The following is a 20310-nucleotide window of genomic DNA, read 5'->3' on the forward strand; positions in this document are numbered from 1 at the left end:
AAAACCACGAAGGGACACGAATAAGACACAAAGGCTTTCGTTCATGCTCTTCCTGTGCCTTCGTGGCTGCCCCTCGTGAACGGTAGTCCCCCCGAAAGCCATGGCTACTTGCCTTTTCCTGGAACCACGCCCTCTGCTTTCGGAAGGCTCACCTTGCTGCCGGGCCTCAGCTTCTCAAGCCCGTCGGTCACCACCAACTCACCTGCTTCCAGGCCGCGCTTCACCGCCGTGTCATCCCCTTCGGTGCCCTGCACTTCGATGGGCCTCATCTCCACGGTGTTGTCGGCCTTGATGACATAGACGAAGGCCCCTTGGGGGCTGCGCTGGACCGCAGCGGTGGGAATGATCACGGTGTCGCGGACCGTGTCCACTTTCAGCCGCGCGTTGACGAACTGGTTGGGAAAGAGAGCTGCGTCCTCGTTGGCGAAGAGCGCTTTGAGTTTTACCGTTCCTGTCGTGGTGTCCACCTGGTTGTCGATGGCGGCAAGCGAACCAGAAGCGAGCCGGGATTTTAGATCCCGGTCCCAGGCCTCCACTGGGAGACGAACTCCCTTGCGGTTTTGCGCCATCACTCTCTGGATGCTGTCGGCCGGAATGGTGAAGACGATGTTGATGGGCTGGATGGGGGCGATGACCGCCAGGCCTGTGGGATCCGAAGCGCGCACCATGTTGCCTGGATCTACGAGCCTCAGGCCCACGCGCCCCGAGATGGGAGCAGTGATGCGGCTGAATGTCAGGTTGAGCTTGGCGCTCTCCACCTGGGCCTTGTCGGATTTCAGGGCGCCCTCCACCTGGTTCACGGTGGAGGTTTGGGCATCCAATTGCTGTTTTGGGAGGATGCCCTGCTGCACCAGGCTGCGGAACCGCTCCTGGTCCATGCTGGCGTTCTTGAAAGCGGCCTCGTCCTTCGCCATCTGTCCCTCGGCTTGCATGAGCTGGACCTGGAAAGGCCGGGGATCGATCTCTGCGAGAAGCTCTCCTTGGCGCACCGCCTGGCCTTCAGTGAAGTGAACCTGGACCAGCTGCCCGTCCACCCGGCTGCGGACCGTGACGGTATTCAAGGCGGTGACGGTGCCAAGTCCCGTGAGGCTCACGGCCATGTCGCCCTTCCGGGCCTTGGCGGCCACCACAGGCACCGCGCGGCCCGCCCCCGTAGCGGCGCTGGCGGCGGTAGTCTTCGTGGAACGAGATAGGAGGATGACTGTGGAAACCACGGCTACGCCCCCCACCAACAGCCAAAGCCGCCATCGTTTCAGGAAGGGAGCGCTCGACTGGCCAGTCTCAAGGGTCGGCGTGGAATTGGGGAACGAAGCGTCCATGGGAATCGTGCCTTTGGATGAGAATGCAACGTGATGGAACAAGGTCGGCAGTGAGGACCATGGAGTAACTATCGTAGCTTGAGGTAGGCCGGGGAACCCGGTATCTATGGATGATTCGGTCCATGGGCCGGCCCGATCCGGCGGAAATGGCCACGGGACCCACGCCTGTGCTGATTCACCGGGCCAGAGCCGGCATGAAACAACGATTCAAGCGCTGATGGGAAATAGAATGCCGGCAGCTACAGTCCCCGAGCCCATTCGGGCCGGAGGGGGACACGGCCTGCGAGGGCCGCGTCGATGGCGGCGAGGATCGCCTCCCGGTCCCGCGGGAGGCGGCCTCCGATGGGCAGGTAGTTCGAAGCGTGGTTGGAGCGGAAGATGGCGGCACTGGGGTGGGCTTCTTCAATGAACCAGCGAAGCTCGGTGAGCAATTCATGGATATCCGGAAGCTCGAAGCGGCCTTGATCCGCCAGCTTCGAGATGGGCGTGCCAGGCACCACCGTCAGCGTCAGGCTCGAGAGGAAGCGGGGGTCCATGGCCGTGGCCAGGCGCCCGGAAGCGCGCGCATGTTCTTCGCTCCGCTCCCGCCCGCCCGCGCCGAGCAGGAAGATCAGCGACTGCTCCATTCCGGCTTCCTTGGCCTTGCGGGCGGCCTCGACGTGTTCAGCCGCGCTGGCACCCTTCGCGATGCGCCGGAGGGTCAGGTCGTCGCCAGATTCGGGGCCGATGTAGAGCAGCGACAGCCCCAGGCTCCGCAACCGCAGCAATTCCTCCGGCGTTTTCTCCAGCAGGTTGCGGGCCGTGGCGTAGGTGCTGATGCGCCGGAGGCGGGGGAATGAGGAGCCCAGGGCGCGCAGGATGGGTTCCCACTGCCCGAGGCCCATGCCCAGTGGATCGCCGTCGGCAACGAAGACGTGCCGCACATCTTCCGCAAACCGGGCGCTGGCTTCGGCGATTTCGGCGAGGACCTCCTCGGTCGGTCTCGCCTCATACCGCTTGCTCCGGTACATCGCGCAGTACGTACAAGCGTTCCAGGAGCATCCGAGGGTCGCCTGGAGGATGAATGAGCCGGCTTCGCTCGGAGGCCGGAAGAGGGGTTCGTCGTAATGCATGAGGGAATTCTCGCGTATCGCGCCAGCTTAAGTGCCAATGATTCATTCAAGCCAATGCCCGCCTCGTCCACGCCCGGGTTGGAGTCTGGGGACCCGATGGTAGACTCCCGTGATCCTTCTGGGGTGAGGGCATGCGTGCTTCGCATTGGGTATGGATGCTGGCATTGGCCATGGGGCTGCCTGGGCTGGAAGGTCAGAGCGTCAAGGCCTCCTCGGCTCCGAGGACAGCCAGCGCATCCACGGAGATGGAACGGCAGGTGATCGCGGAAATGACCTTGGCCCGCACCCACCCGAAACATTTCGCGGTCTTTCTACATCAGCTCCGAGGCTGCTACGAAGGCGCCCTCTTCAGGGAGCCCGGCCGCATCCCCAAACGCACCATCGAGGGCGTCCATGCCCTGGACCAGGCCATCGCCTTTTTGGAGTCTGCGACTCCCGTCGGCCCCTTGGCGTGGGATGAGGCGCTTTTCCTCGCAGCCCGGGACCACGCCCGGGATCAGAGCCGCACCGGGGAAACGGGGCATGTTGGTTCCGATGGCAGCACCATGTCCCAGCGCATCGAACGTCACGGAAGCTGGACGGGCAGAATTGCGGAGAACATCGACTACGGCGATTCCGAGGCCCGCCGCATCATCATCAACCTCATCGTGGACGATGGGGTGGCCAACCGGGGCCACCGCCGCAACATCTTCAATCACGACCTCAAGGTGGCTGGAGCGGCCATCGCCCCCCACCGCACCTACCGCCACATGTGCGTCATTGATTTCGCGGCGGCCATCCTACCCGAAGGAGGGCGGCGCTGAGGGATTCCTCCGCGCCAACGTGTCTCCCGCTGTTGGCCCTGCCGGGTTCATCTCCAGGCTAGCGAAGTAAACCTTGACATTTCCATCTATAGAATTAAATTATTGATATATAAGATATTATTATTTGGATATCAATATGAAAATCGCGACGCGGAACCAAGCCAGATCCGAGATCGCCCAGAAGATCCGCGCCTTGCGGGTGGGCCGGCACTGGACCCAGGCGGAGCTGTCCAAAAAGCTGGGATTGTCGCAAGGGCGCTTCTCTGAAATCGAGCGGGGGCAGGGGTCTTTCACCGCGGAGCAGTTCCTGGAGATGTTGCGGCTCTTCAATGTCCCGATCTCCCATTTCGCGGCAAAGCAGAGCGGAGCCGGCTCCGGGATCGGGAATGCGTTGGCGCGCCTCGGGGCGGCCCACCTTCAGGAACTCCCGGATGTCCTCCCAAGCGAGCGCCTTGAAGAAGCTGGAGACGTGGTCAAGGAGGCGCTGCTCGGCGTGGAGTCGCCTGATCTCATCACTTCGCTCGCACCGGTCCTGGTCCGCAACATCGACTGCATCAACCTGCACAAGCTCAGTGCCCAATTCCGTGAATACGGTCTGGAACGGCGCTTGGCATGGCTACTCGAGAACACCCTTGCGGCCCTGCGGCAGGAGTTGTCCGGTGGACCTCCTCACACCGCGTCGAGCTTCTACCGGAGGGCGGAATTGATCCTCAGCGCCTCCTTGGGGAATTCGCCCTTCAACTGGCCGCAGATGAATGCCGATGAGGCGCTGGACCTCGTGGATGCAGGGATCCTCGATGAGAAAAGACTCAGTGAAGTCCAGAAATCAATGTCCGCCATCTCCCGCCGCTGGGGCATCGCGACCGCCCTCCAGCCGGATGATTTCATCACCGCGCTGAAAGCGAGCCGTGCCGCCGGTTCGGGATCTCCCATGTCGCCCGAACCGCGCCTTCGGAGTGTCACTACAAGGAAAGCGCGGGCCCTGGCGCATCGACCCGGCAAAGCCCAAACTCCCGATGCGGTTCCAACGGTGATCGAAGGCCACCTCATGCCGAAGCAGGTCGAGATGGATTGGGACTGACAAGTGTGGAATCCCTTTCGAAACCCAAATTTCCCAAACCAAGACCCTCAACCTCGACGAGGGCATCATCGCCGAAGCTGGCGGAGGCGCGCCCTGGCAAAATCTTTCACCTCCCAGTTCTCATTCCCTTCGGCGATTTTTTCCAGCAGCGCCAAATCCGTGAGTTTCATCATGGCCAGCTTACGGAGCGGCCACCAGCGCTCCTCTACAACGATTTTCGCCAGAACCGACTGGTCGGTGAGGGTTCGGACGGCCGCCTCGCGGGGCACCATGTTCGGATGGCCTAGGGCGATGCGGGCGAGCACGGCCTGATCCGTCAACCGCTCGATCGCGGGTGTGAATCCAGTCCGTTCGGCGATGGTGACCAGAAGGCCCTGATCGCGAATTCCCCTGATGGCCGCATAGCGAACCCCCCATTCCTTGTCCTCGATGACGATCTTCGCGAGCTGGGCCTGGTCGGTCAGCCTCGCGGCCGCGGCGATCCGAGCAGGCACCGCGGAGTTTTCGAAGGCGATCTTCGCCAGCGCCGCCTGGTCGGTAAGGTTCTCGACGGCAGCGCGGCGCACCACGGGTTCTTCGTCCTCCCAGGCGATCTTCAGTAAAAGGGCCTGATCCGTAATTTTGCCCACGGCATCTGCGCGGGAGGCGGCGAGATTTCTGGCGGCGGTGTCCCGCAAATCGGCAAGCCTGTCAGCGGCGGCGGTCTGCAAGAGCGGGTTCTTCTCCGAAGCCACAAGTTCCGACAGCGCGGTTTCATCGGTGATGTTCTTGATTTCGGCCCGGCGTTTCAGAGTCCAGTCGTGTTCAGCGGCTTTTTCACCCAAGGCGATCTTTTCCAACAGAGCCGGGTCGGTGACCACGGGCATCTCCAACCGAAGGCCCACCTTCCGCACGGTCTTATCTTTGCCGCTTGAGAAATCCAGGGGAAATGCGATTTCGTAACCTGCCACCAGATTCGGGAGCAGCCAGATGTAAGCCACTTGTCCCGTCCCTGACGCGCCGACGAATCCTTCCATCCCCGCCGTCCGGCTGGACTGGGCGTAGATGCCCTGATTCAAGTTCTGGAATCCGCTCAAGGCGAAAGCGAAGGGGCTTATGCCTTCCGCTTGCCACCGCCGAACAACCCTGGGTAGGTAGGTACACCCGGAAAGCCTGGGTAGCACGATCTTTTCGTTGGGTGCGTAGCTGTAGGTGCACACCAACGCAATCGTATCTTTGAGAGATCCGAGCTCCTTCAGGATCTCCCCGCTGGTTCTCCAGGAATAGGTGCTGTCCTTTTGATAGACCTTGATGCTGTCTAGCGGAAGCGCCTTCGCCGTGACGGGGAGTCCATCCGGGTTGGCGGGAATCGTGACGGCCGCGACAACGGCTTGCGGTATTCGTCCTTCCACGCCGGAAAGGTCATCGTAGTATTTCAGGTTCTGCGAAGTCGCCTTTTTTTCGGGCGCGCCCTGCTTGGGTGGCCCGGAACCGAATCCGAGAAGTTCGGTTGCGGCCAGGAGGCAGATAAAGGAGGGGAGAATTTTCCTTCTCATCTTGTTCTCCAAGGGCATTGCAATATGGAACCTCCAGTGGTCCCCCGAGGACGATATTGGACTTCGGATTCACTTAACCCAATAGGCAATCGTTCGAGTCTTGATTGGAGTCAGACTTACAGTCGGCTTTTTTGATTGGTAGCGGGGGCAGGATTTGAACCTGGTTTTGCCCTTCTGGCAAAACCCGCGGGCTGGCTGCGCACGGGGATCCGCTTCGCGGACCGGCTGCGGTCGCTCCCGCGCCCTACGCCTTCCCATGCGCGCCATCGCGACGCAGGCGCGCCCCGCCCGCCCGGGGCCGGGGGGGGGGGGCCCCCCGGGCGCCCCCCCCGGCGGCCCGGGGGGGGTTCAAATCCTGCCCTGACGTTTTCGGGCTCGCGGAGAATAGGAAGGACCCGGCGATCACCGGGTCCTTTGTTGGTAGCGGGGGAACATCGGGATTTGAACCTGGTTTTGCCCTTCTGGCAAAACCCGCGGGCTGGCTGCGCACGGGGATCCGCTGCGCGGACCGGCTGCGGTCGCTCGCGCGCCCTTCGCCTTCCCCTACCTGCGCGCCATCCCGATCGCAGGTCCAAATCCTGCCATGGACTTTTTCGGCGGCACGGAAAAACGAAGGACCCAGCGATCACTGGGCCCTTTGATTGGTAGCGGGGGCAGGATTTGAACCTGGTTTTGCCCTTCTGGCAAAACCCGCGGGCTGGCTGCGCACGGGGATCCGCTGCGCGGACCGGCTGCGGTCGCTCGCGCGCCCTACGCCTTCCCCTAACTGCGCGCCATCCCGATCGCAGGTCCAAATCCTGCCATGGAAATTTTCGGCGGGCTAGCTAAGGACAGGCTCCTTTTTTGGGCCAATGAAGCAGTGGGATTTGAACCTGGTTTTGCCTTCTGGCAAAACCCGCGGGCTGGCTGCGCACGGGGATCCGCTCCGCGGACCGGCTGCGGTCGCTCGCGCGCCCTTCGCCTTCCCCTACCTGCGCGCCATCTCGATCGCAGGTTCAAATCCTGCCGAGACGTTTTCGGTTGCTGGGAAAAGGAAAGGACCCGGCGATCACCGGGTCCTGTGTTGGTAGCGGGGGCAGGATTTGAACCTGCGACCTTTGGGTTATGAGCCCAACGAGCTACCGGACTGCTCCACCCCGCGCCGGAATGATCAGTGTATCAGCCGCGTGGGATTAGGCAAGGCGGGACATTGGGGGATGGATGAAGAGTGGGACGCTGACTTCGGGCGGTTGCGCTAGATTGGTGCGATGGCTTGGTTGGATTCCGGAGTTTTCATGCGCCGATTGCTGCTGCTGATCTGTACGGCTTGGGCCCCGCTTTCCGCGTGGACTCCGGACAAATGGTTCGATCAGCCCTTGTCGCCGCGCATCGCGAACTACCGCATCGAAGGCACGCTGAACTGGCCGGAGAAGACCCTTGAAGCGAAGGAAGTGATCTCCTGGCGGAATGCGGGAACCAAGGCGACCCGGGACTTCCCGCTTCACCTCTACCTGAACGCTTTCAAGGGGCCCCAGAGCCTTTTCGTGAAAGAGAGCGGCGGGAAACTGCGGGGCGACACGCTGCGCTCCCAGGACGAACAGCAATCCTGGGGCTATTGCAAACTGCGTTCGGTGCGCATGGAGGGGCGCGATCTCCAGGGCCACTACGGCAAGGACGAGACCGTCTACTGGGTGAAGCTGCCCCGCGAGGTGCAGCCGGGCGAAAGCATCGAGGTGGAAGTCGCCTGGGAGAACCGCTACCCGCGGGTCTTCGCCCGGAGCGGGTGGGCGGGGCATTTCCTCATGTCGGGGCAGTGGTTCCCCAAGGTGGGCGTCTACCAGGGCGAGCAGTGGAGCTGCGAGGCCTACCATGCCTTCACCGAGTTCTTCTCGGATTTCGGAACCTACGATGTGGAACTGTCCATGCCGAACCTGCTCAGGCTCGCGCACACCGGCACCGCCATTCCATACGTGGATCCCAACGGCAAGGCCTTCGATGCGCGGCCCGATCCGGACCGCAAGCTCCACAACATCTGGAAGCTCCACGCCGAGGATGTGCATGACTTCGCCTGGGCCGTGATGCCGAAGGGCAGTTGGGCCGTGGAGCGGAAGGACTACCGGAAGGTGCAGGTGTTCTACTTCTTCCAGCCAAACCACCTGAACACCCTGAAGCGACAGAAGGAGGCCGTGGAGGCAGCCTTGCGGCTTTCCGAAGACTGGTACTTCAGCTATCCCTACCCGACGCTCACGGTGGTCGACACGCCGGAGGGCGCGAGCGGCGCCGACGGCATGGAGTACCCGACCTTCATCACCGCCAGCTCGGTCACCTTCGATCCTTTCCGGCAGCGGATCCTTCCGGAGACGGTCAGCATCCATGAGTTCGGCCACCAGTATTTCTACGGGATGCTGGCCTCCAACGAATTCGAGGAACCCTGGATGGATGAAGGGTTCACGAGCTGGTTCACCTACAAGGCCACGGAACACCGCTATCAATCGCTGTTCGGCAGCCGCCGTTTCCATGTGCCGGCGGATTTCCTGGAGTGGGGCGGCTATTGGAGGGCTCCCTCGGTGGATCCCCTCGTCCAGCCCGGCTACAAGGACCGGGATTGGGAGAGCTACGGCACCACCGCCTACTCGAAGGCCACCCAGATCCTGAAGCAATTGGAAGCGCAACTGGGGCGCCCGCTCATGGAGGAGGTGATGCGCGCCTACGCCACGGAGATGCGATTCAAGCATCCCACCCGCGAGGATTTCCGGCGCATCGCCGAACGGGTCTCCGGCCGGGACCTGGCCCAGTTCTGGCATGACTTTGTGGAGGGCACGGACACCCTGGATTACGCGATCTCGAAAGTGGGCAAGGTGGAAATCACCGCCGGAGGATGGATGGACGGCCCCAAGGGGCCCGTGTTTTCGCCGCCCCAGCCCACCTCCCTGGGCCACCGGGGATTCATCACCTTGACGAGGCGGGGCAGCCTGGTCCGGCCCCTCAAGCTGCGGATCTGGCTGGAGAACAAGAAGGAACTGAACCTCGTGTGGGATGGCAAGGAGCGCTGGAAGACCTTCGATGAATCCGACGGCATCGACAGCCCCATCGCCTCCGCGGTGCTGGATCCAGATGGCAACTACCCGATCCTGAAGGACCGCCTCCACGCCACCTACACCGCCAAGCCCGCCCGGCGTGGATTCCACTATTGGAGCCAAATGGTCTGGGGAACCATCACGGGCCTGCTGCAGGGCTGCGGGATCGGCTAGGGCTTTGGCGGCGCTGCGTCGCCCATGCGGATGCCCTGGATGGCGCCCTTCGGGTCCAGTTCGATGAGGATCGGGAAGAAGACCAGGCCCAACGTTTCGAAGTCCGTGCGGCTAGGCGCGAAGTAGGCCTGGCGCTGAGCGATGGTCAAGGTCGCCGAGAGCGAGGTTCCGCTCGCCTGCTCGGCTGGGTTCAGGCTGGTCTCGTTGGATCTGTTGGTGGCCGTGGCGCTGGGCACGATCCAGGCCGTGCCCGCGGGCAGGTGCTGCCAGGAGCCGATATCGGGTGAGATCCAGATGCGCCGCGTCCTGCTCCCGTCGGCGGCAAGCAGCAGGTCCAGGCGCCGGTCCTGGTATTCCAGGCCAGGCAGCCGCCACAGCCGCAGCTCCGGAGATATTGCGCCGAACCAGCCGAACAGGCCTTGGAAGGATGCGAAAAGCGAGGGGGATTCCTGCGCCCAGGCCGCTTTCAGGGCCGCGAAGCGCGCTTCATCCTGCTCGGCCAGGGCCCAGCAAAGGGCGTGTCGCAGGGCATAGCCGTTCAGCATCGAGGGCACCCCCTTGGCCAGGAGCTTGTCCTCCCACGACCGCCGTGTCGCGGGATTCCATGGCTGGAGCCGCTCCTGGCGCCTCGCCCACCGCCAGAGCGCCATGGCGGTACCCGGCTCCTGGATCTTGAGCTTCTGCAGCAGCGGGTCGACGGTCCCTGCTTGGGACCGATCGGAATTCAGCAGCGCCAGCAGGATTTCCGCTTCCGCGGAGGAGCGCGTGCCCTTGCGGAACGGGTTGCGGGGAAGGTCTGACAGGGCCGCGGCGCGGAGCCACTGGAGCGAAGGCCGGTCCGCGCGCCGGACGGCCGGATCGCGCAAGGGGACAGCCGGATCCTCGGCATCGAAATCCTGCAGCACCTGTTCCACGGCCTCGTTCAGAGGCAGCACGCGGCTGGGCGCTTGGATCACCGGCGGGGGGAAAGGGAAGGGGATCATCGGGAGCCTGTATCAGAATGGGCGGAGTCGCGCGGCGGAAGCTTTCTGGGAGAATGTTATTCGATCCGGGAGTGCCAGATGCAGAGTTCGAGCCGAGAGCGTTTGGTGGTGGCCTTGGATCTGCCATCAGCGCGGGAGGCGCTTGCGATGGCGCGGCGGCTGGAAGGCAAGGTGGGCATGCTCAAGGTGGGCCTGGAACTTTTCTGCGCCGAGGGCCCGGCCTTCGTGAAAGAGTTGCAGGCTTACGCGCCAATCTTTCTGGATCTGAAATTCCACGACATTCCCAACACCGTCCGGCGCGCCCTGGAGGCGGTGCTGGTGCTGGATCCGCGCCTGGTGAACATCCATGCTTCGGGGGGCGCCCAGATGATGGAGAGCGCTGTGGAAGCGGTGCGGGTCCACCGCGCCGCCGGAGGGCGGACGGAACTGCTGGCGGTGACGGTCCTCACGAGCCTGGACCGGGAGGCCCTGGTCCGGATGGGTTCCCTGGAGGACCCCGGGGACCTCGCGCTCCACCTGGCGAAACTAGCGAAGGCATGCGGCTGCGATGGCGTGGTCTGTTCAGCCAAGGAAGCCGGGGCCGTGAGGGAGGCCTGCGGTGAATCCTTCCACCGCCTGACGCCGGGCATCCGTCCCCGCGGTGAACAGGCCCTGGACCAGGCCCGGGTGATGGACCCCGCCCAGGCCCTGAGGAACGGCGCGACCTGGCTGGTGGTGGGCCGGCCGATCACCCAGGCGAAGGACCCGGCCGCGGCTGCCCTGGCGATCCTAGGGGAAATGGAGGAGGCCCTTTGAGCACGGCCACCCCGCTGGTCTTCCGGCCCAGCCCGCTGCAACGCACACTGGCCCTGCTGCTCTGCGCGGGGTCCTGGTTGGTGGGCGCGCGGGCCCTGGCTTCGCTGCTGGAGCAGATGCCGATCCTGCACAAGGTGATCGTCGAGGCCCGGGCGGTGGGGGACGATCCGTGGATGGCCTGGCTGCTCATGACCCTGGCGATCGCGGCGGTGCTGGTGGCCGGCATCCTGCTGCTGGCCTCCATCCTGGCGCTGGTGCTCATCGAAGGCACCCAGGTGTTCGTGGATGAGCTCGGCATCGCCGTGGAACTGGCCTTCCTGCCGAGGCGGTTCGCGCGGTGGCTCGGGGCCGGGCGCATCTCCTGGAAGCAGGTCGGCACCCTGAGGCGTTCCGGACCGCTGTTCGTGATCCTGGGCCATGGCAGGGACCCGGAGGGGGCATCCCTCGATCCGCCCTCCCCGATCCGCTTCCTGGTCGTGGATGAGATCGAGCGCCTGGTGAACTTGATTCTTGATCGAAGCCCCAATATCTCTTTCAGGGATTGAAAGGACTGGAATGTTTCCTGAATTCGGCGAATCCGGAGTGCACAGGCGCCGGCGGTGGTTCTACGGCCTTTGGGTGCTGTTGCTCGGCCTCTCCGGGGGGGCGCTCTTCCTCTGGGGGAAACCCAGCTCCGTGGATCAGGCCAAGGTCAGGCTCACCCTGGCGGTGGGGGATCTCCCGCCCGGCACGCAGCTCCGGCTGTGGGCCGGGCCGATCCAAACCCTCCGGAAAACCGATCCGGAAACCCTGCTGAAGGCTGCGCCGGACCTTCCGGGTTCCAACCAGACCCTGCTTCCGGATGTTCCGGTGTCCATCGCCCGCCGGCGCTGGGTCCATGCCACGATTCCCGGCGCCACCACGGAAGCGCTGGTCGTGCGGTTTGCCGCGCCCGGCCAAACTCCCCGATATTTTTTCTATGATTTGCGCGAGGATATTGAGAGCGGATTGCTGATCAACCACCGCGTGGTCACGCTTTCCTGTTCCCTGGCTTGGAATCGTCTGAACCCTGATCCTGGAGCCTTTTCCCGTGTACGCTAGTGGGTTCAACTAGGAGATTCGAATGAAGGCGATTTTTCTCATCCCAGCTCTGGTTTCCGCCGCCGCAGCCCAGGATCCGGCACCGACCCTGGCGCAGCGGTTCAAGGCGGAGAGTCCCGCCATCAACCAATTGATGGCCGACTTCGACAGCAAACAGGCCCTCGCCAAGGCCGAGGCCCTGATTCCCGTCAATAAGCCGGCATTCGATAAATCCTCCCCGGCCAAGGGCATCGCCAGCTCCTCGGAATTCGGCGCGTTGATGAGCGTCTACACCCTGGCCGGAAAGGCCGCGGTGATGGTCGGTGATTGGAACAAGGCTGTCGGATACTTCAACACGGCCAAGGAAATCGCCAAGGAAAACTCCATCGGCACCACCGAGGCCCTGGCGCCGGCCATGGAGATGTGGAAGAAGGCCGAGAGCACCGGCAAGACCTACCTCGAAGAAGGGGCGGCCCGCCGGAAGGAACTGCAGGAAAAGGCCGCACGCAGCGAGTCCGAGGAAGTGGAATTGAAGAACTTCAAGACCCATGAAGACAACGTGAGGAAGGGCCCCACGGCGGTCGTCCAGCTCCAGGGCATCCTGGACGGATTGAAGGAGGATGCAGAGCATTTCGACGGACCCATCAGCGGCATCGAGAAGAGCATCAAGGCGGAGAAGGACCAGATCGATTCCCCCCAGTTCAAGGGCGACAAGATCAAGTATGTGAACGCGGTGATGAACCCGACGAACCTGGACACCCGGACTTCCAAGGCGGACAAGATCAGTTTCGTGAACCGCCTCCTGTTCCTGGATCCGGCCAACAAGAAATCCATGAAGCAATTGGATGTGCTGCTTGGCAAAGCGCCTGCGGAACCCGTGAAGAAGGCCCCCGCCAAGAGCAAGAAAAAGAAGGGAAACTGAGTCCATGAAACGCTTTGCCCCGGCGGTGATGGCGCTGGCAGTCCTGCCGGCCTTTTCCCAGACCTTGACGGATCGCCTCGTGACGCTGCGGCCCCAATGGGAAGCGGCCTTGGAACGGGGCGATGCCGCGCCGGTGCGCCAGGCGGTGGATGCGCTGCTCCAGAAGGAAGCCCAGTCCGTGAACGCTTCGGACTACAACGAGATGTACGCGCTCACCTCGGTGCGGAATTTCGGAGCCAAGGCCTGCGTCCTCGAGGGGGAATGGGAGGTGGCTCTGGCCATGCTGCAGGCGGCCGGGAAATCGGCCGCCGAAAACGCCAGCCGGGCCCATGCGACGCTGGATCCCATCCAGAAGCAGCATGAGGAGCGACTGGCGCAGTGGAAAAAGGAGATAGCGGACCAGGAGCAGCGCCTCAAGGGACTGGAAGCCCAGGCGGGGATGACCGAAGCCCAGCTCAAGACCCGCCAGCAGCTCAAGGTCGCTTTGGAGGAGCGGAAGAAAGCCATCCAGCACAGCGAAACTTCGCTCCGGACGATTGAAGGGATTCTTTCCCGGCTTGGCGAAGACAAGCTGCTGTTCGATAAATCCGCGGCGGAATGGAACGGGTTCATCGCCAAGGAGAAACTGGAGATCGCCCAGGCCGGTTCCGTGGGCAAGTTCGTGGCGGACAAGCTGGAGCAGGTGAAATCCGATGATGCGAAACCGCGCTTCGACCGGTTGTCCTACGGGCGGCGCCTCCGGAAGCTGGATGCCTCCAACGAAGACTGCCAGCGATTCGTGAACGGGTTGATGGGCATCGAGGACCCGCCCGAGAACCAGGACAAACCCGTGCCGGCACCCAAGCGGCGGAAAAAGAAATCAGCATGAAAAAAGCCCCGCGGATGCGGGGCTTTTTTTAGGGCATGAAATTCTAGAACACCCAACCGAAGCTGACTTTCATGAAGTCCGCCGAGGGCGGCTCTTTTTTCATGATGTCGTTGCCGGTCAGGGTCTTGTGGAAGGTCACTTCCAGGCTGAACCGGGTGCCGCCGCCATAGCCGAAGCTGTGTCCGATGCCCGCGGTTCCGGCCAGGCGGCTCTTGCGGGTGGTGTCGGTCGGCGTGTCGCTCCACCAGTCCCAGTTGGAGCCCTCGCTGCGGTCGAAGCGTTCGAAGTCCGCCGAGGCCCCTAGGAGCAGGTAGGTGCCCCGGTGCCTCAGCGCCCCGCCGTTGAGGAAGAACTGCATGTCCCCGCCGATCCCGAACAGTTCGTGTTTCAGCGTCAGATCGTTGTACCCAGCGGCGGTGTTGGTGCCGTTGGTGGACATGATGTTGAAATTCATCCGGATGGCGAAGGTCGGATCGACGGGAAAGCTGATGGTCATCTGCCCGCCGATTCCAACGTCATGGCCATCGGTCTGCTCCGCCTGGACCTCCGCGTTGGGGGGGTAGGTCTTGCTCCTGAAATCCCCCGTCGGGAACCCCAGGTTGATGCCGAATCCCAGGTGGGGATCCTGGGCCATGAGGCCCGAGGTGGAGCCGAGGACAAGTGCCAAGGCGGAAAGTCTCAAAATTCGCATGGTTACCTCCTTCTCTGTGCATAGCCAGGGCCATGCCAATAAATATTAAAATAATTAACGACAATATTTAAGCAATCCTTCTCTGCGTGTTCTATGGCACTTTTTGCCGCGGGCCGTTGCGTGGATGCAACGGCATTGAAACGTGCCGAGGGTCAGCTTGTGGATTAAACTGGACCCAAAGCGAGATGAAAAAATGGTCTGGAAACAGGATTTAGCACAGCTAAAACACCAATTGAAGCCGGATCCGGGACCTGTCGGTCCCCCGCCCAAACCGCCTCCGCCGCTCCCTTCGAGCCAATCGCTTGAAGATGCGGATCTGCTGTTCCTGCAAGCGATGGGCGGAGTCGCGGTGCCCCCGGCGCCCCCCGTTCCAAGCCTTCCGGGCCCAGGGACGGGCTCCGGCTCCGCTCCCGACCCAGGTTTGTCCGCTGCTTCGAACAAGACGATGAAATCCCCCGCCATCGAGGCATCGGGCAGCGATTTCAACCAGGCCATCGGAGACCTGAAGGGCCTGCGTCCTTTTGCCGGAAATCCGGTGATTTCGGCCCCGGTTCGGCCCGCGGATCCGGTGCCGGCCGTGGCGGACCCGCCCCTGCCTCAGGAGAGCCAGACTCGCTCCCCGGCAGCCCAGCCACCCCTCGAAGAACCCCAGCCGCCTGCTCCCAAACCTGGGGATGGCGATCCCGGCAACGCCTTTGTGGCCCCGGAGGAGCCCCACCCCCGGTCGGCCCCGATCCTCATCCATCTCGCCGCCGGCATGGCCATCGAGGTGGACGGGACGCTGGATCTCCGGCGGCACAGCCTGAACGATGCGAAAGAACGGCTCAAGGAGCGCATCCGCGACGGTCTGGCCCTGCGCTGGCGGACCCTGCTGGTGATGCTCGGGCCCAACGAGGCGCTCAAACAAGGGTTCCTGGCTTTCCTGACCACTCCCCAGGCCCAATTCATCAGCCGCTATGCCCAGGCCCCGATCCCCATGGGTGGAGCCCAGGCCTGGATCCTCTATTTGAGCCAGGCTTCCGACCCTCCGCATAAGCCATTGCGACCAAACAACCCGGACCTTGATAATGGCGGATCGGCCTAAGGGACCGTGCCAAAACACCAGGAATGCGAAGGTATTTTGAGACGGTTCTGGAAGCGGAATACTGATCCCCATTCAGACCTGTGTGGAGCTGCGATGAGCCTGTTGGCTGTTGGAAGTGTTGCTTTTGATGATCTTGAAACTCCAGCGGGGAGCAGGAAAAACCTGCTGGGGGGATCCGCGACTTACTTCACCCTGAGCGCCAGCCTATTCACCTCGACGCAATTGGTGGCGGTGGTGGGAACGGATTTCTCGCCCAGCCACCGGGCGGTATTCGAAGGCCGTTCCATCGACTTGGCCGGGTTGGAACAGACGCCGGGCCGTAGTTTCCGCTGGAAGGGCTCCTATGGCGATGAATTGAATGAGGCTACGACCCTGGATACGCAACTCAACGTATTCGCTGAATTCCATCCCCAGTTGCCGCCGTCCTTCAGGGAATCCCCGTATCTGTTTCTTGGAAATATAGAACCCAGTCTTCAACTGGATGTGGTCCACCAGATGGTGGAACGGCCCCGGTGGGTGGCCCTCGACACCATGAATTATTGGATCCGGGGTTCCCGCAAGGAATTGGCGGAAGTCCTCAAAGAGGTAGATATCTTGCTAGTGAATGAGATGGAGGTCCGCGAATTGACGCTCGAACACAATCTGTTGAAGGCCTATCGGCGGGTCCTGAGTTTCGGGCCGAAGATCCTGGTCATCAAACGGGGCGAATACGGTTCTGTGCTCATGACCGAAGACTGTGTTTTTTCGGCTCCTGCCTACCCGCTCGAGGACATTCAGGATCCCACCGGCGCGGGGGATACTTTTGCGGGCGGATTTCTTGGGAAACTCGCCCAACTCGGCAGAATGGACCTTCCAGCCCTGAAACACGCGGTTCTCACCGGTACCGTCATGGCCAGTTTCACCGTGGAGCAATTTGGGACCGGCCGTCTGGAAACGGTCCAAAAAAAGGACCTGGACGACAGGTCAAAAGCTTTTTCCGACATGATTCGATTGGACGATCTATAATCTTTGTAACCTAACCCTAGGGAGAATGTGATGGTTTTACACAAGTGGCTGCGCCCCCTTGCCGTAGCGCCTTGGCTGACGGTGTTAACCCTCGGTCTTGCCGCCCAAGATGCCCCCAAACCCGAGGCCCCGGCCGCCACGCCAGCCCCTGCCCAGGAAGCCCCCCAGACAGGTGCGGTAAAAGTGGCCGAACATCAATCCAGGTGGAGTTATCCCAAAGAAATCAACGTTCCCGAAGGCCAGCGTCTGCACATCGTGCAGAAGGGCGACACCTTCTGGGGGCTCGCCGGGCGTTATTTGGGCAATGCCCGCGCCTGGCCGCAAATCTGGGAATTGAATCAATGGGTGAAGGACTCGCATTGGATCTATCCCGGCGATCCGCTGCTCGTGGATGGCTCCAAGAAGCCCATCAGCACGGCCGGTAAAGCGGATGTGCCCCCCGAGGTGCAGGATGTGGCCCCGGGCACGCCGCCGCCGCGCGAGACGCCTGAAGTCGCCGCGCCCCAGGACGTGGCCCAACTGCCTCCGGATCGGCGCAGGATCGAGAGCCATCACCGGGATGAACTGGGATTTGGTTTCCAGGATTTCATCCAGATGCCCTACCTGGCGCCGAAAGGCTCCGATGCCCTGTTCCGCGAATTGGGCGCGCTCCGCATCACGGGCACGAAACATCCGGAACGCAACACCCTGGGGGACGGTGAAACCGTCTACTTGAATGGTGGACAGGACAAGGGCCTCAAGGCCGGGGATCGCTTCCTGATCCTGCAGGTGCGGGCCAAGCAGTTGTTCCATCCCACCGATCTCCAGCGCCGCCACCCCCTTGGCGACGTGGTCCAGCAGGTCGGGGTGCTTCGCGTGACGATCGCATTGCCCAAGGGATCTGTCGCTATCCTGGAGCGCTGCATGGATGGCGTCCTGATCGGGGATCGGGTGGCCCCCTACATGGAACCCGCGAATATCCCAGTGAAACTCCGTACGGATCTCACCGAACCCATGCCGATCAAGGACCTGGGCATGGTTGTTTATGCCCGCGACAACCATGGCCTTACGGCCCAGGGCGAATTGATCATCATCGACAAAGGCAGCGCCGATGGCCTTCAAGCCGGCGACATGATGGTCGCCCTCCGGAAGAAGACCTTCCCGGTGACCGAATCCCGCACCACCCGGGACGCCGTGACGGAAACCACCAACTATGTGCTGGGGCAGGTGCTGGTGGTACGGGTGGGAGAGACCACTTCCACGTGCCGCATCGTCCGGTCCTCGGAGGAAATCGTCATCGGCGATCTCGTCACGCGCTGAGACCCCGTAAATCTGTCTACATGCCCTGGTCCAGTGCTCCTGGATCAGGGCATGTACATTTCCAGGATCTGCCTTTGTCCCCTGGAAGGAAGCCGGTAGGGATGCAGGGTGTAGGCCCAGCCTTCCGGGATGGGCTCTGATTCCACGGTGGGACCCTTCAGGGCCCAAAGCGGGGCGCCCTTCTGCCCATGCCGCAGCCACCAGGCCGCCAACAGGGTTGGTGAGCCCGCGGCCTTGGCCGTGCCCGCCCCTGCTTCCTGGGGCGGGATCTCCTCGGCCCGGCCCTCCAGCACCGTTAGATTCTCCAGGTCCAGTTCCATCACGACTTGACGAAGGAAAGCCATTTTTTTCCTGGCCTTGTCCATGGCACGGATGTCCAGGTCCGGACGGAAAAGAGCCAAGGGCACCGCCGGTATCCCCATCCCGGACCCGAAATCCACCACGCGGGTGCCTGGCGGCAATTGCATCGCCAGCGGAAAGAGCGCCGCTGAATCCAGGATCAGCTCCTCCATCCGATCTGCCGGCGCCAGGGAGGTCAGCGCGTAGGTTTGATTCCAACGGTCCAGCAGATCCAGGTAGACCTGGATCTTCGGGAGCAGTTCTACCGGCAGATTGGGACCCATGTGAAACAATACCCCGATCAGGCCGTCTGCGTGATGGAGGGGCTCCGCGCTCGGTCCACCCCCTTTTTTATTATTTGATCGCCATTGCGGGGCTCCGCACTCACGGCCAAGTTATTTCGCCTTGGTGGCCGACAGGAAGCAAAATTTTCAATGAGTTTCAGTCTATGCTCTAAGATTATTGTTAATAGTGTTTAAAAAATAATTAAGAAGAAAAATAATTAAAACAGCAAAAAATAATGACCTCAATAATCAACACGAGATATTGACAAACCTATGTATAACTGCGATTTTTGTTAATGCCTTTCAAAGGTAAAGGGAGGATGGCATGGAAGGAAGCACGATACCTTTCAAGATTGACTGGTCCAGTAAAAGTAAATTCCGCGGCCCCGGCGAACAATCTTTAGGTCTCCTCCTGCGCAAGTTGAGGGACCGCTTGGCATCGAAAGCTCAAGGCATTTCCATAAGTTACGTGGATGACCGCCACATGCGTAGGCTCAATAGGGAGCATCGTGGAATCAATCTCACAACTGATGTATTAAGCTTTCCGGCCGAACCGGAAGCCGGAGCTTATCCCCATCTGGGAGACCTCGTTATCTGTTTACCCGTGGCGGAAAAGATGGCCCGGAAGCTCGGGGTTTCACGGCGTCGGGAAGTCGAGACGCTCGTGATCCATGGTTTTCTCCACTTGTGCGGCCACGACCATGAAAAGGACAAAGGGGAAATGCTCGCCCTGCAGGCCCAACTGGAGCGGGAATTCCTGGAGGTGGAGCCGCTTCCCATGAGCCTGAAGCGTGGGCGGAAACCGGGCAGCAAAGTCAAGGTCCTGAAGGATGGCACCCGGGTGGTGGTCACTGGCCGGGCCGCCGGCGCGCTCAAGCGCATGGTCAAACCCAGGAAGGCCAAGGCGCAAAAGGTGAAGGCCAAGCAGGCCGATCCCTCCAAACCGAAGCGCGGGCCGGGACGGCCCCGCAAGGATCCCAGCCTGAGCGCGGCGCCGGCGCCCCTGCGCAAGGCCGCGCGCCGCAAACGCGCGCCTAAACCGAGGAGCGGCGTGATTTCCTGAGCTGCCAGGCAGGCATCCGTGATGGCCCCTTTCGCGCCATCGCGATACCATGGCTCTTTGGCCTGAATCAGGCCTCCTGCCGGAGCCTTCGTGATCAATCTGCTTTTGAGCCTTGGCGCCGCCGCGGTCCTGGTGGCACTCACGAAGCTGCTCGGCATCACCTCCTGGATCGGCGCGCCCCTGGGCCTGGTGGCAGGCGTGGCCCTCTTCATCTACCTGGGCAGGAAGGTTCAGCAGGAGCTTGAAAAAGTTTTCGGCCGGGCGAGCGAGCTGCTGAAGAAACAGAAATTCGACGCGGCCATCGAGGTGATGAAGGAAGGCTACAAATTTTCCGCCCGGCAGTTCATGGTCAAGGGCTCCATCGACGGCCAGATCGGCGTGGTGCAATACCTCCGCCAGAAGAACGACGAAGCCGAACCCCTGCTGCGCTCGGCTTCCATGCAGCACTACATCGCCAAGGCCATGCTGGGGATCATCCAATGGAAGCGCGGCGAAAAAAAGAAGGCCCGGGAGACCTTCGAATTGGCCCTGAAGACCGGCAAGAAGGAAAGCCTGCTCTATGCGGTCTATGCGTTCGTCCTGGGGGAAATGGGCGACCGCACCAAGGCCATCGAAGTGTTGAACAAGGGGCTCAGCATCTGCAAGGGAGACGAGCGCCTCCTGAGCAACCGCACCCTGCTGCAGAACAACAAGGCCATGAAGATGAAAGTCTATGGCGAGCAGTGGTACCAGTTCATGCTGGAGCGTCCCATGGTCCGCGTGGAGCCACCGCCCTACGCCCGCGTATCCCGCCGTTCGGTCCGGGGCTGACCCTGGAGCTCCCGGCCATGAATCACCA

Annotated in this window: 19 protein-coding genes and 1 tRNA gene; 13 read left to right on the forward strand and 7 right to left on the reverse strand. The window is 62.1% G+C overall.

Translation table 11 applies throughout. The features are described from left to right. Positions 1 to 104 precede the first annotated feature (104 nt). The gene (locus tag IPQ13_13595) at positions 105 to 1319 is read right to left on the reverse strand and encodes an MdtA/MuxA family multidrug efflux RND transporter periplasmic adaptor subunit (GenBank protein ID MBL0211925.1); all 1215 of its coding nucleotides are present in this window, start codon (positions 1317 to 1319) and stop codon (positions 105 to 107) included. 239 nt (positions 1320 to 1558) lie between these two features. Beyond that, complete coding sequence (locus IPQ13_13600) at positions 1559 to 2431, reverse strand: radical SAM protein (protein MBL0211926.1); 873 nt, start codon at positions 2429 to 2431, stop codon at positions 1559 to 1561. A 131-nt stretch (positions 2432 to 2562) separates the two neighbouring features. On the opposite strand from IPQ13_13600, the gene IPQ13_13605 reads away from it, so the two are divergent. Further along, positions 2563 to 3234 (forward strand): CAP domain-containing protein, encoded by a 672-nt coding sequence (locus IPQ13_13605; GenBank protein MBL0211927.1) that lies wholly within the window; start codon positions 2563 to 2565, stop codon positions 3232 to 3234. A 136-nt stretch (positions 3235 to 3370) separates the two neighbouring features. Next, positions 3371 to 4315, forward strand: coding sequence for a helix-turn-helix transcriptional regulator (locus IPQ13_13610; protein MBL0211928.1), 945 nt, complete (start codon positions 3371 to 3373; stop codon positions 4313 to 4315). 65 nt (positions 4316 to 4380) lie between these two features. On the opposite strand, the gene IPQ13_13615 is transcribed toward IPQ13_13610, so the two are convergent. After that, positions 4381 to 5175: a hypothetical protein gene (locus IPQ13_13615; protein MBL0211929.1), complete on the reverse strand. Its 795-nt coding sequence runs from the start codon at positions 5173 to 5175 to the stop codon at positions 4381 to 4383. A 1739-nt stretch (positions 5176 to 6914) separates the two neighbouring features. Further along, positions 6915 to 6991: transfer RNA gene (locus tag IPQ13_13620), tRNA-Met, on the reverse strand. Positions 6992 to 7124: 133 nt separating this feature from the next. On the opposite strand from IPQ13_13620, the gene IPQ13_13625 reads away from it, so the two are divergent. Next, entirely contained in the window at positions 7125 to 9080 is a 1956-nt protein-coding gene (locus tag IPQ13_13625; protein ID MBL0211930.1) for a M1 family metallopeptidase, read from the forward strand. Here the strand turns inward: IPQ13_13625 and IPQ13_13630 are convergent. Further along, the gene (locus IPQ13_13630; protein MBL0211931.1) at positions 9077 to 10063 is read right to left on the reverse strand and encodes a hypothetical protein; all 987 of its coding nucleotides are present in this window, start codon (positions 10061 to 10063) and stop codon (positions 9077 to 9079) included. The two genes, IPQ13_13625 and IPQ13_13630, sit on opposite strands and share 4 nt — an antisense overlap. Before the next feature lie 78 nt (positions 10064 to 10141). On the opposite strand from IPQ13_13630, the gene pyrF reads away from it, so the two are divergent. Genes pyrF through IPQ13_13655 form a run of 5 tightly spaced genes read left to right on the forward strand, consistent with a single transcriptional unit; the run spans position 10142 to position 13707 of the window. Further along, the gene (gene pyrF, locus IPQ13_13635; protein MBL0211932.1) at positions 10142 to 10858 is read left to right on the forward strand and encodes an orotidine-5'-phosphate decarboxylase; all 717 of its coding nucleotides are present in this window, start codon (positions 10142 to 10144) and stop codon (positions 10856 to 10858) included. Next, complete coding sequence (locus IPQ13_13640; GenBank protein MBL0211933.1) at positions 10855 to 11403, forward strand: hypothetical protein; 549 nt, start codon at positions 10855 to 10857, stop codon at positions 11401 to 11403. The genes pyrF and IPQ13_13640 overlap by 4 nt, the downstream gene beginning before the upstream one ends. Positions 11404 to 11413: 10 nt before the next feature. Further along, positions 11414 to 11938 carry a hypothetical protein gene (locus tag IPQ13_13645; GenBank protein MBL0211934.1) on the forward strand — a complete coding sequence of 175 codons (525 nt, stop codon included), beginning with the start codon at positions 11414 to 11416 and terminating at the stop codon, positions 11936 to 11938. A gap of 22 nt (positions 11939 to 11960) precedes the next feature. Continuing rightward, a complete protein-coding gene (locus IPQ13_13650; protein ID MBL0211935.1) occupies positions 11961 to 12839 on the forward strand; it encodes a hypothetical protein in 879 nt (292 codons plus the stop codon). A gap of 4 nt (positions 12840 to 12843) precedes the next feature. Continuing rightward, a complete protein-coding gene (locus IPQ13_13655) occupies positions 12844 to 13707 on the forward strand; it encodes a hypothetical protein (protein MBL0211936.1) in 864 nt (287 codons plus the stop codon). Between the two features lie 43 nt (positions 13708 to 13750). Here the strand turns inward: IPQ13_13655 and IPQ13_13660 are convergent, their stop codons facing one another. Beyond that, the gene (locus IPQ13_13660) at positions 13751 to 14398 is read right to left on the reverse strand and encodes a hypothetical protein (protein ID MBL0211937.1); all 648 of its coding nucleotides are present in this window, start codon (positions 14396 to 14398) and stop codon (positions 13751 to 13753) included. 445 nt (positions 14399 to 14843) lie between these two features. Between IPQ13_13660 and IPQ13_13665 the strand changes: the two genes are divergently transcribed. The 3 genes from IPQ13_13665 to IPQ13_13675 all read left to right on the forward strand — a co-directional run bounded on the left by IPQ13_13665 (position 14844) and on the right by IPQ13_13675 (position 17786). Next, positions 14844 to 15482, forward strand: a complete 639-nt coding sequence (locus tag IPQ13_13665; protein ID MBL0211938.1) for a Smr/MutS family protein — start codon at positions 14844 to 14846, stop codon at positions 15480 to 15482. Between the two features lie 93 nt (positions 15483 to 15575). Continuing rightward, a complete protein-coding gene (locus tag IPQ13_13670; GenBank protein MBL0211939.1) occupies positions 15576 to 16487 on the forward strand; it encodes a sugar kinase in 912 nt (303 codons plus the stop codon). Between the two features lie 30 nt (positions 16488 to 16517). Beyond that, positions 16518 to 17786, forward strand: a complete 1269-nt coding sequence (locus IPQ13_13675; protein ID MBL0211940.1) for a LysM peptidoglycan-binding domain-containing protein — start codon at positions 16518 to 16520, stop codon at positions 17784 to 17786. A 44-nt stretch (positions 17787 to 17830) separates the two neighbouring features. Here IPQ13_13675 and IPQ13_13680 read toward each other — a convergent pair whose 3' ends face one another. Further along, on the reverse strand, positions 17831 to 18409 hold the full coding sequence (locus tag IPQ13_13680; GenBank protein MBL0211941.1) for a class I SAM-dependent methyltransferase: 579 nt from the start codon (positions 18407 to 18409) through the stop codon (positions 17831 to 17833). A gap of 325 nt (positions 18410 to 18734) precedes the next feature. Here IPQ13_13680 and ybeY point away from each other — a divergent pair, with 325 nt between their 5' ends. Together ybeY and IPQ13_13690 are read left to right on the forward strand one after the other, a co-directional pair. Continuing rightward, the gene (ybeY, locus tag IPQ13_13685; protein ID MBL0211942.1) at positions 18735 to 19472 is read left to right on the forward strand and encodes an rRNA maturation RNase YbeY; all 738 of its coding nucleotides are present in this window, start codon (positions 18735 to 18737) and stop codon (positions 19470 to 19472) included. Between the two features lie 90 nt (positions 19473 to 19562). Then, a complete protein-coding gene (locus IPQ13_13690) occupies positions 19563 to 20282 on the forward strand; it encodes a hypothetical protein (protein ID MBL0211943.1) in 720 nt (239 codons plus the stop codon). The last annotated feature ends 28 nt before the right edge of the window (positions 20283 to 20310 follow it).

Source organism: Holophagaceae bacterium (assembly GCA_016720465.1).
In the GTDB taxonomy this organism is placed as follows: domain Bacteria; phylum Acidobacteriota; class Holophagae; order Holophagales; family Holophagaceae; genus JANXPB01.

What these genes read in the sequence shown, in the direction of transcription:
- IPQ13_13595 (MBL0211925.1), bottom strand. Translation starts at nt 1,319, where the DNA reads ATGGACGCTTCGTTCCCCAATTCCACGCCGACCCTTGAGACTGGCCAG.
- IPQ13_13600 (MBL0211926.1), bottom strand. Translation starts at nt 2,431, where the DNA reads ATGCATTACGACGAACCCCTCTTCCGGCCTCCGAGCGAAGCCGGCTCA.
- IPQ13_13605 (MBL0211927.1), top strand. Translation starts at nt 2,563, where the DNA reads ATGCGTGCTTCGCATTGGGTATGGATGCTGGCATTGGCCATGGGGCTG.
- IPQ13_13610 (MBL0211928.1), top strand. Translation starts at nt 3,371, where the DNA reads ATGAAAATCGCGACGCGGAACCAAGCCAGATCCGAGATCGCCCAGAAG.
- IPQ13_13625 (MBL0211930.1), top strand. Translation starts at nt 7,125, where the DNA reads ATGCGCCGATTGCTGCTGCTGATCTGTACGGCTTGGGCCCCGCTTTCC.
- IPQ13_13630 (MBL0211931.1), bottom strand. Translation starts at nt 10,063, where the DNA reads ATGATCCCCTTCCCTTTCCCCCCGCCGGTGATCCAAGCGCCCAGCCGC.
- pyrF (MBL0211932.1), top strand. Translation starts at nt 10,142, where the DNA reads ATGCAGAGTTCGAGCCGAGAGCGTTTGGTGGTGGCCTTGGATCTGCCA.
- IPQ13_13645 (MBL0211934.1), top strand. Translation starts at nt 11,414, where the DNA reads ATGTTTCCTGAATTCGGCGAATCCGGAGTGCACAGGCGCCGGCGGTGG.
- IPQ13_13650 (MBL0211935.1), top strand. Translation starts at nt 11,961, where the DNA reads ATGAAGGCGATTTTTCTCATCCCAGCTCTGGTTTCCGCCGCCGCAGCC.
- IPQ13_13655 (MBL0211936.1), top strand. Translation starts at nt 12,844, where the DNA reads ATGAAACGCTTTGCCCCGGCGGTGATGGCGCTGGCAGTCCTGCCGGCC.
- IPQ13_13660 (MBL0211937.1), bottom strand. Translation starts at nt 14,398, where the DNA reads ATGCGAATTTTGAGACTTTCCGCCTTGGCACTTGTCCTCGGCTCCACC.
- IPQ13_13665 (MBL0211938.1), top strand. Translation starts at nt 14,844, where the DNA reads ATGAAATCCCCCGCCATCGAGGCATCGGGCAGCGATTTCAACCAGGCC.
- IPQ13_13670 (MBL0211939.1), top strand. Translation starts at nt 15,576, where the DNA reads ATGAGCCTGTTGGCTGTTGGAAGTGTTGCTTTTGATGATCTTGAAACT.
- IPQ13_13675 (MBL0211940.1), top strand. Translation starts at nt 16,518, where the DNA reads ATGGTTTTACACAAGTGGCTGCGCCCCCTTGCCGTAGCGCCTTGGCTG.
- IPQ13_13680 (MBL0211941.1), bottom strand. Translation starts at nt 18,409, where the DNA reads ATGGGTCCCAATCTGCCGGTAGAACTGCTCCCGAAGATCCAGGTCTAC.
- ybeY (MBL0211942.1), top strand. Translation starts at nt 18,735, where the DNA reads ATGGAAGGAAGCACGATACCTTTCAAGATTGACTGGTCCAGTAAAAGT.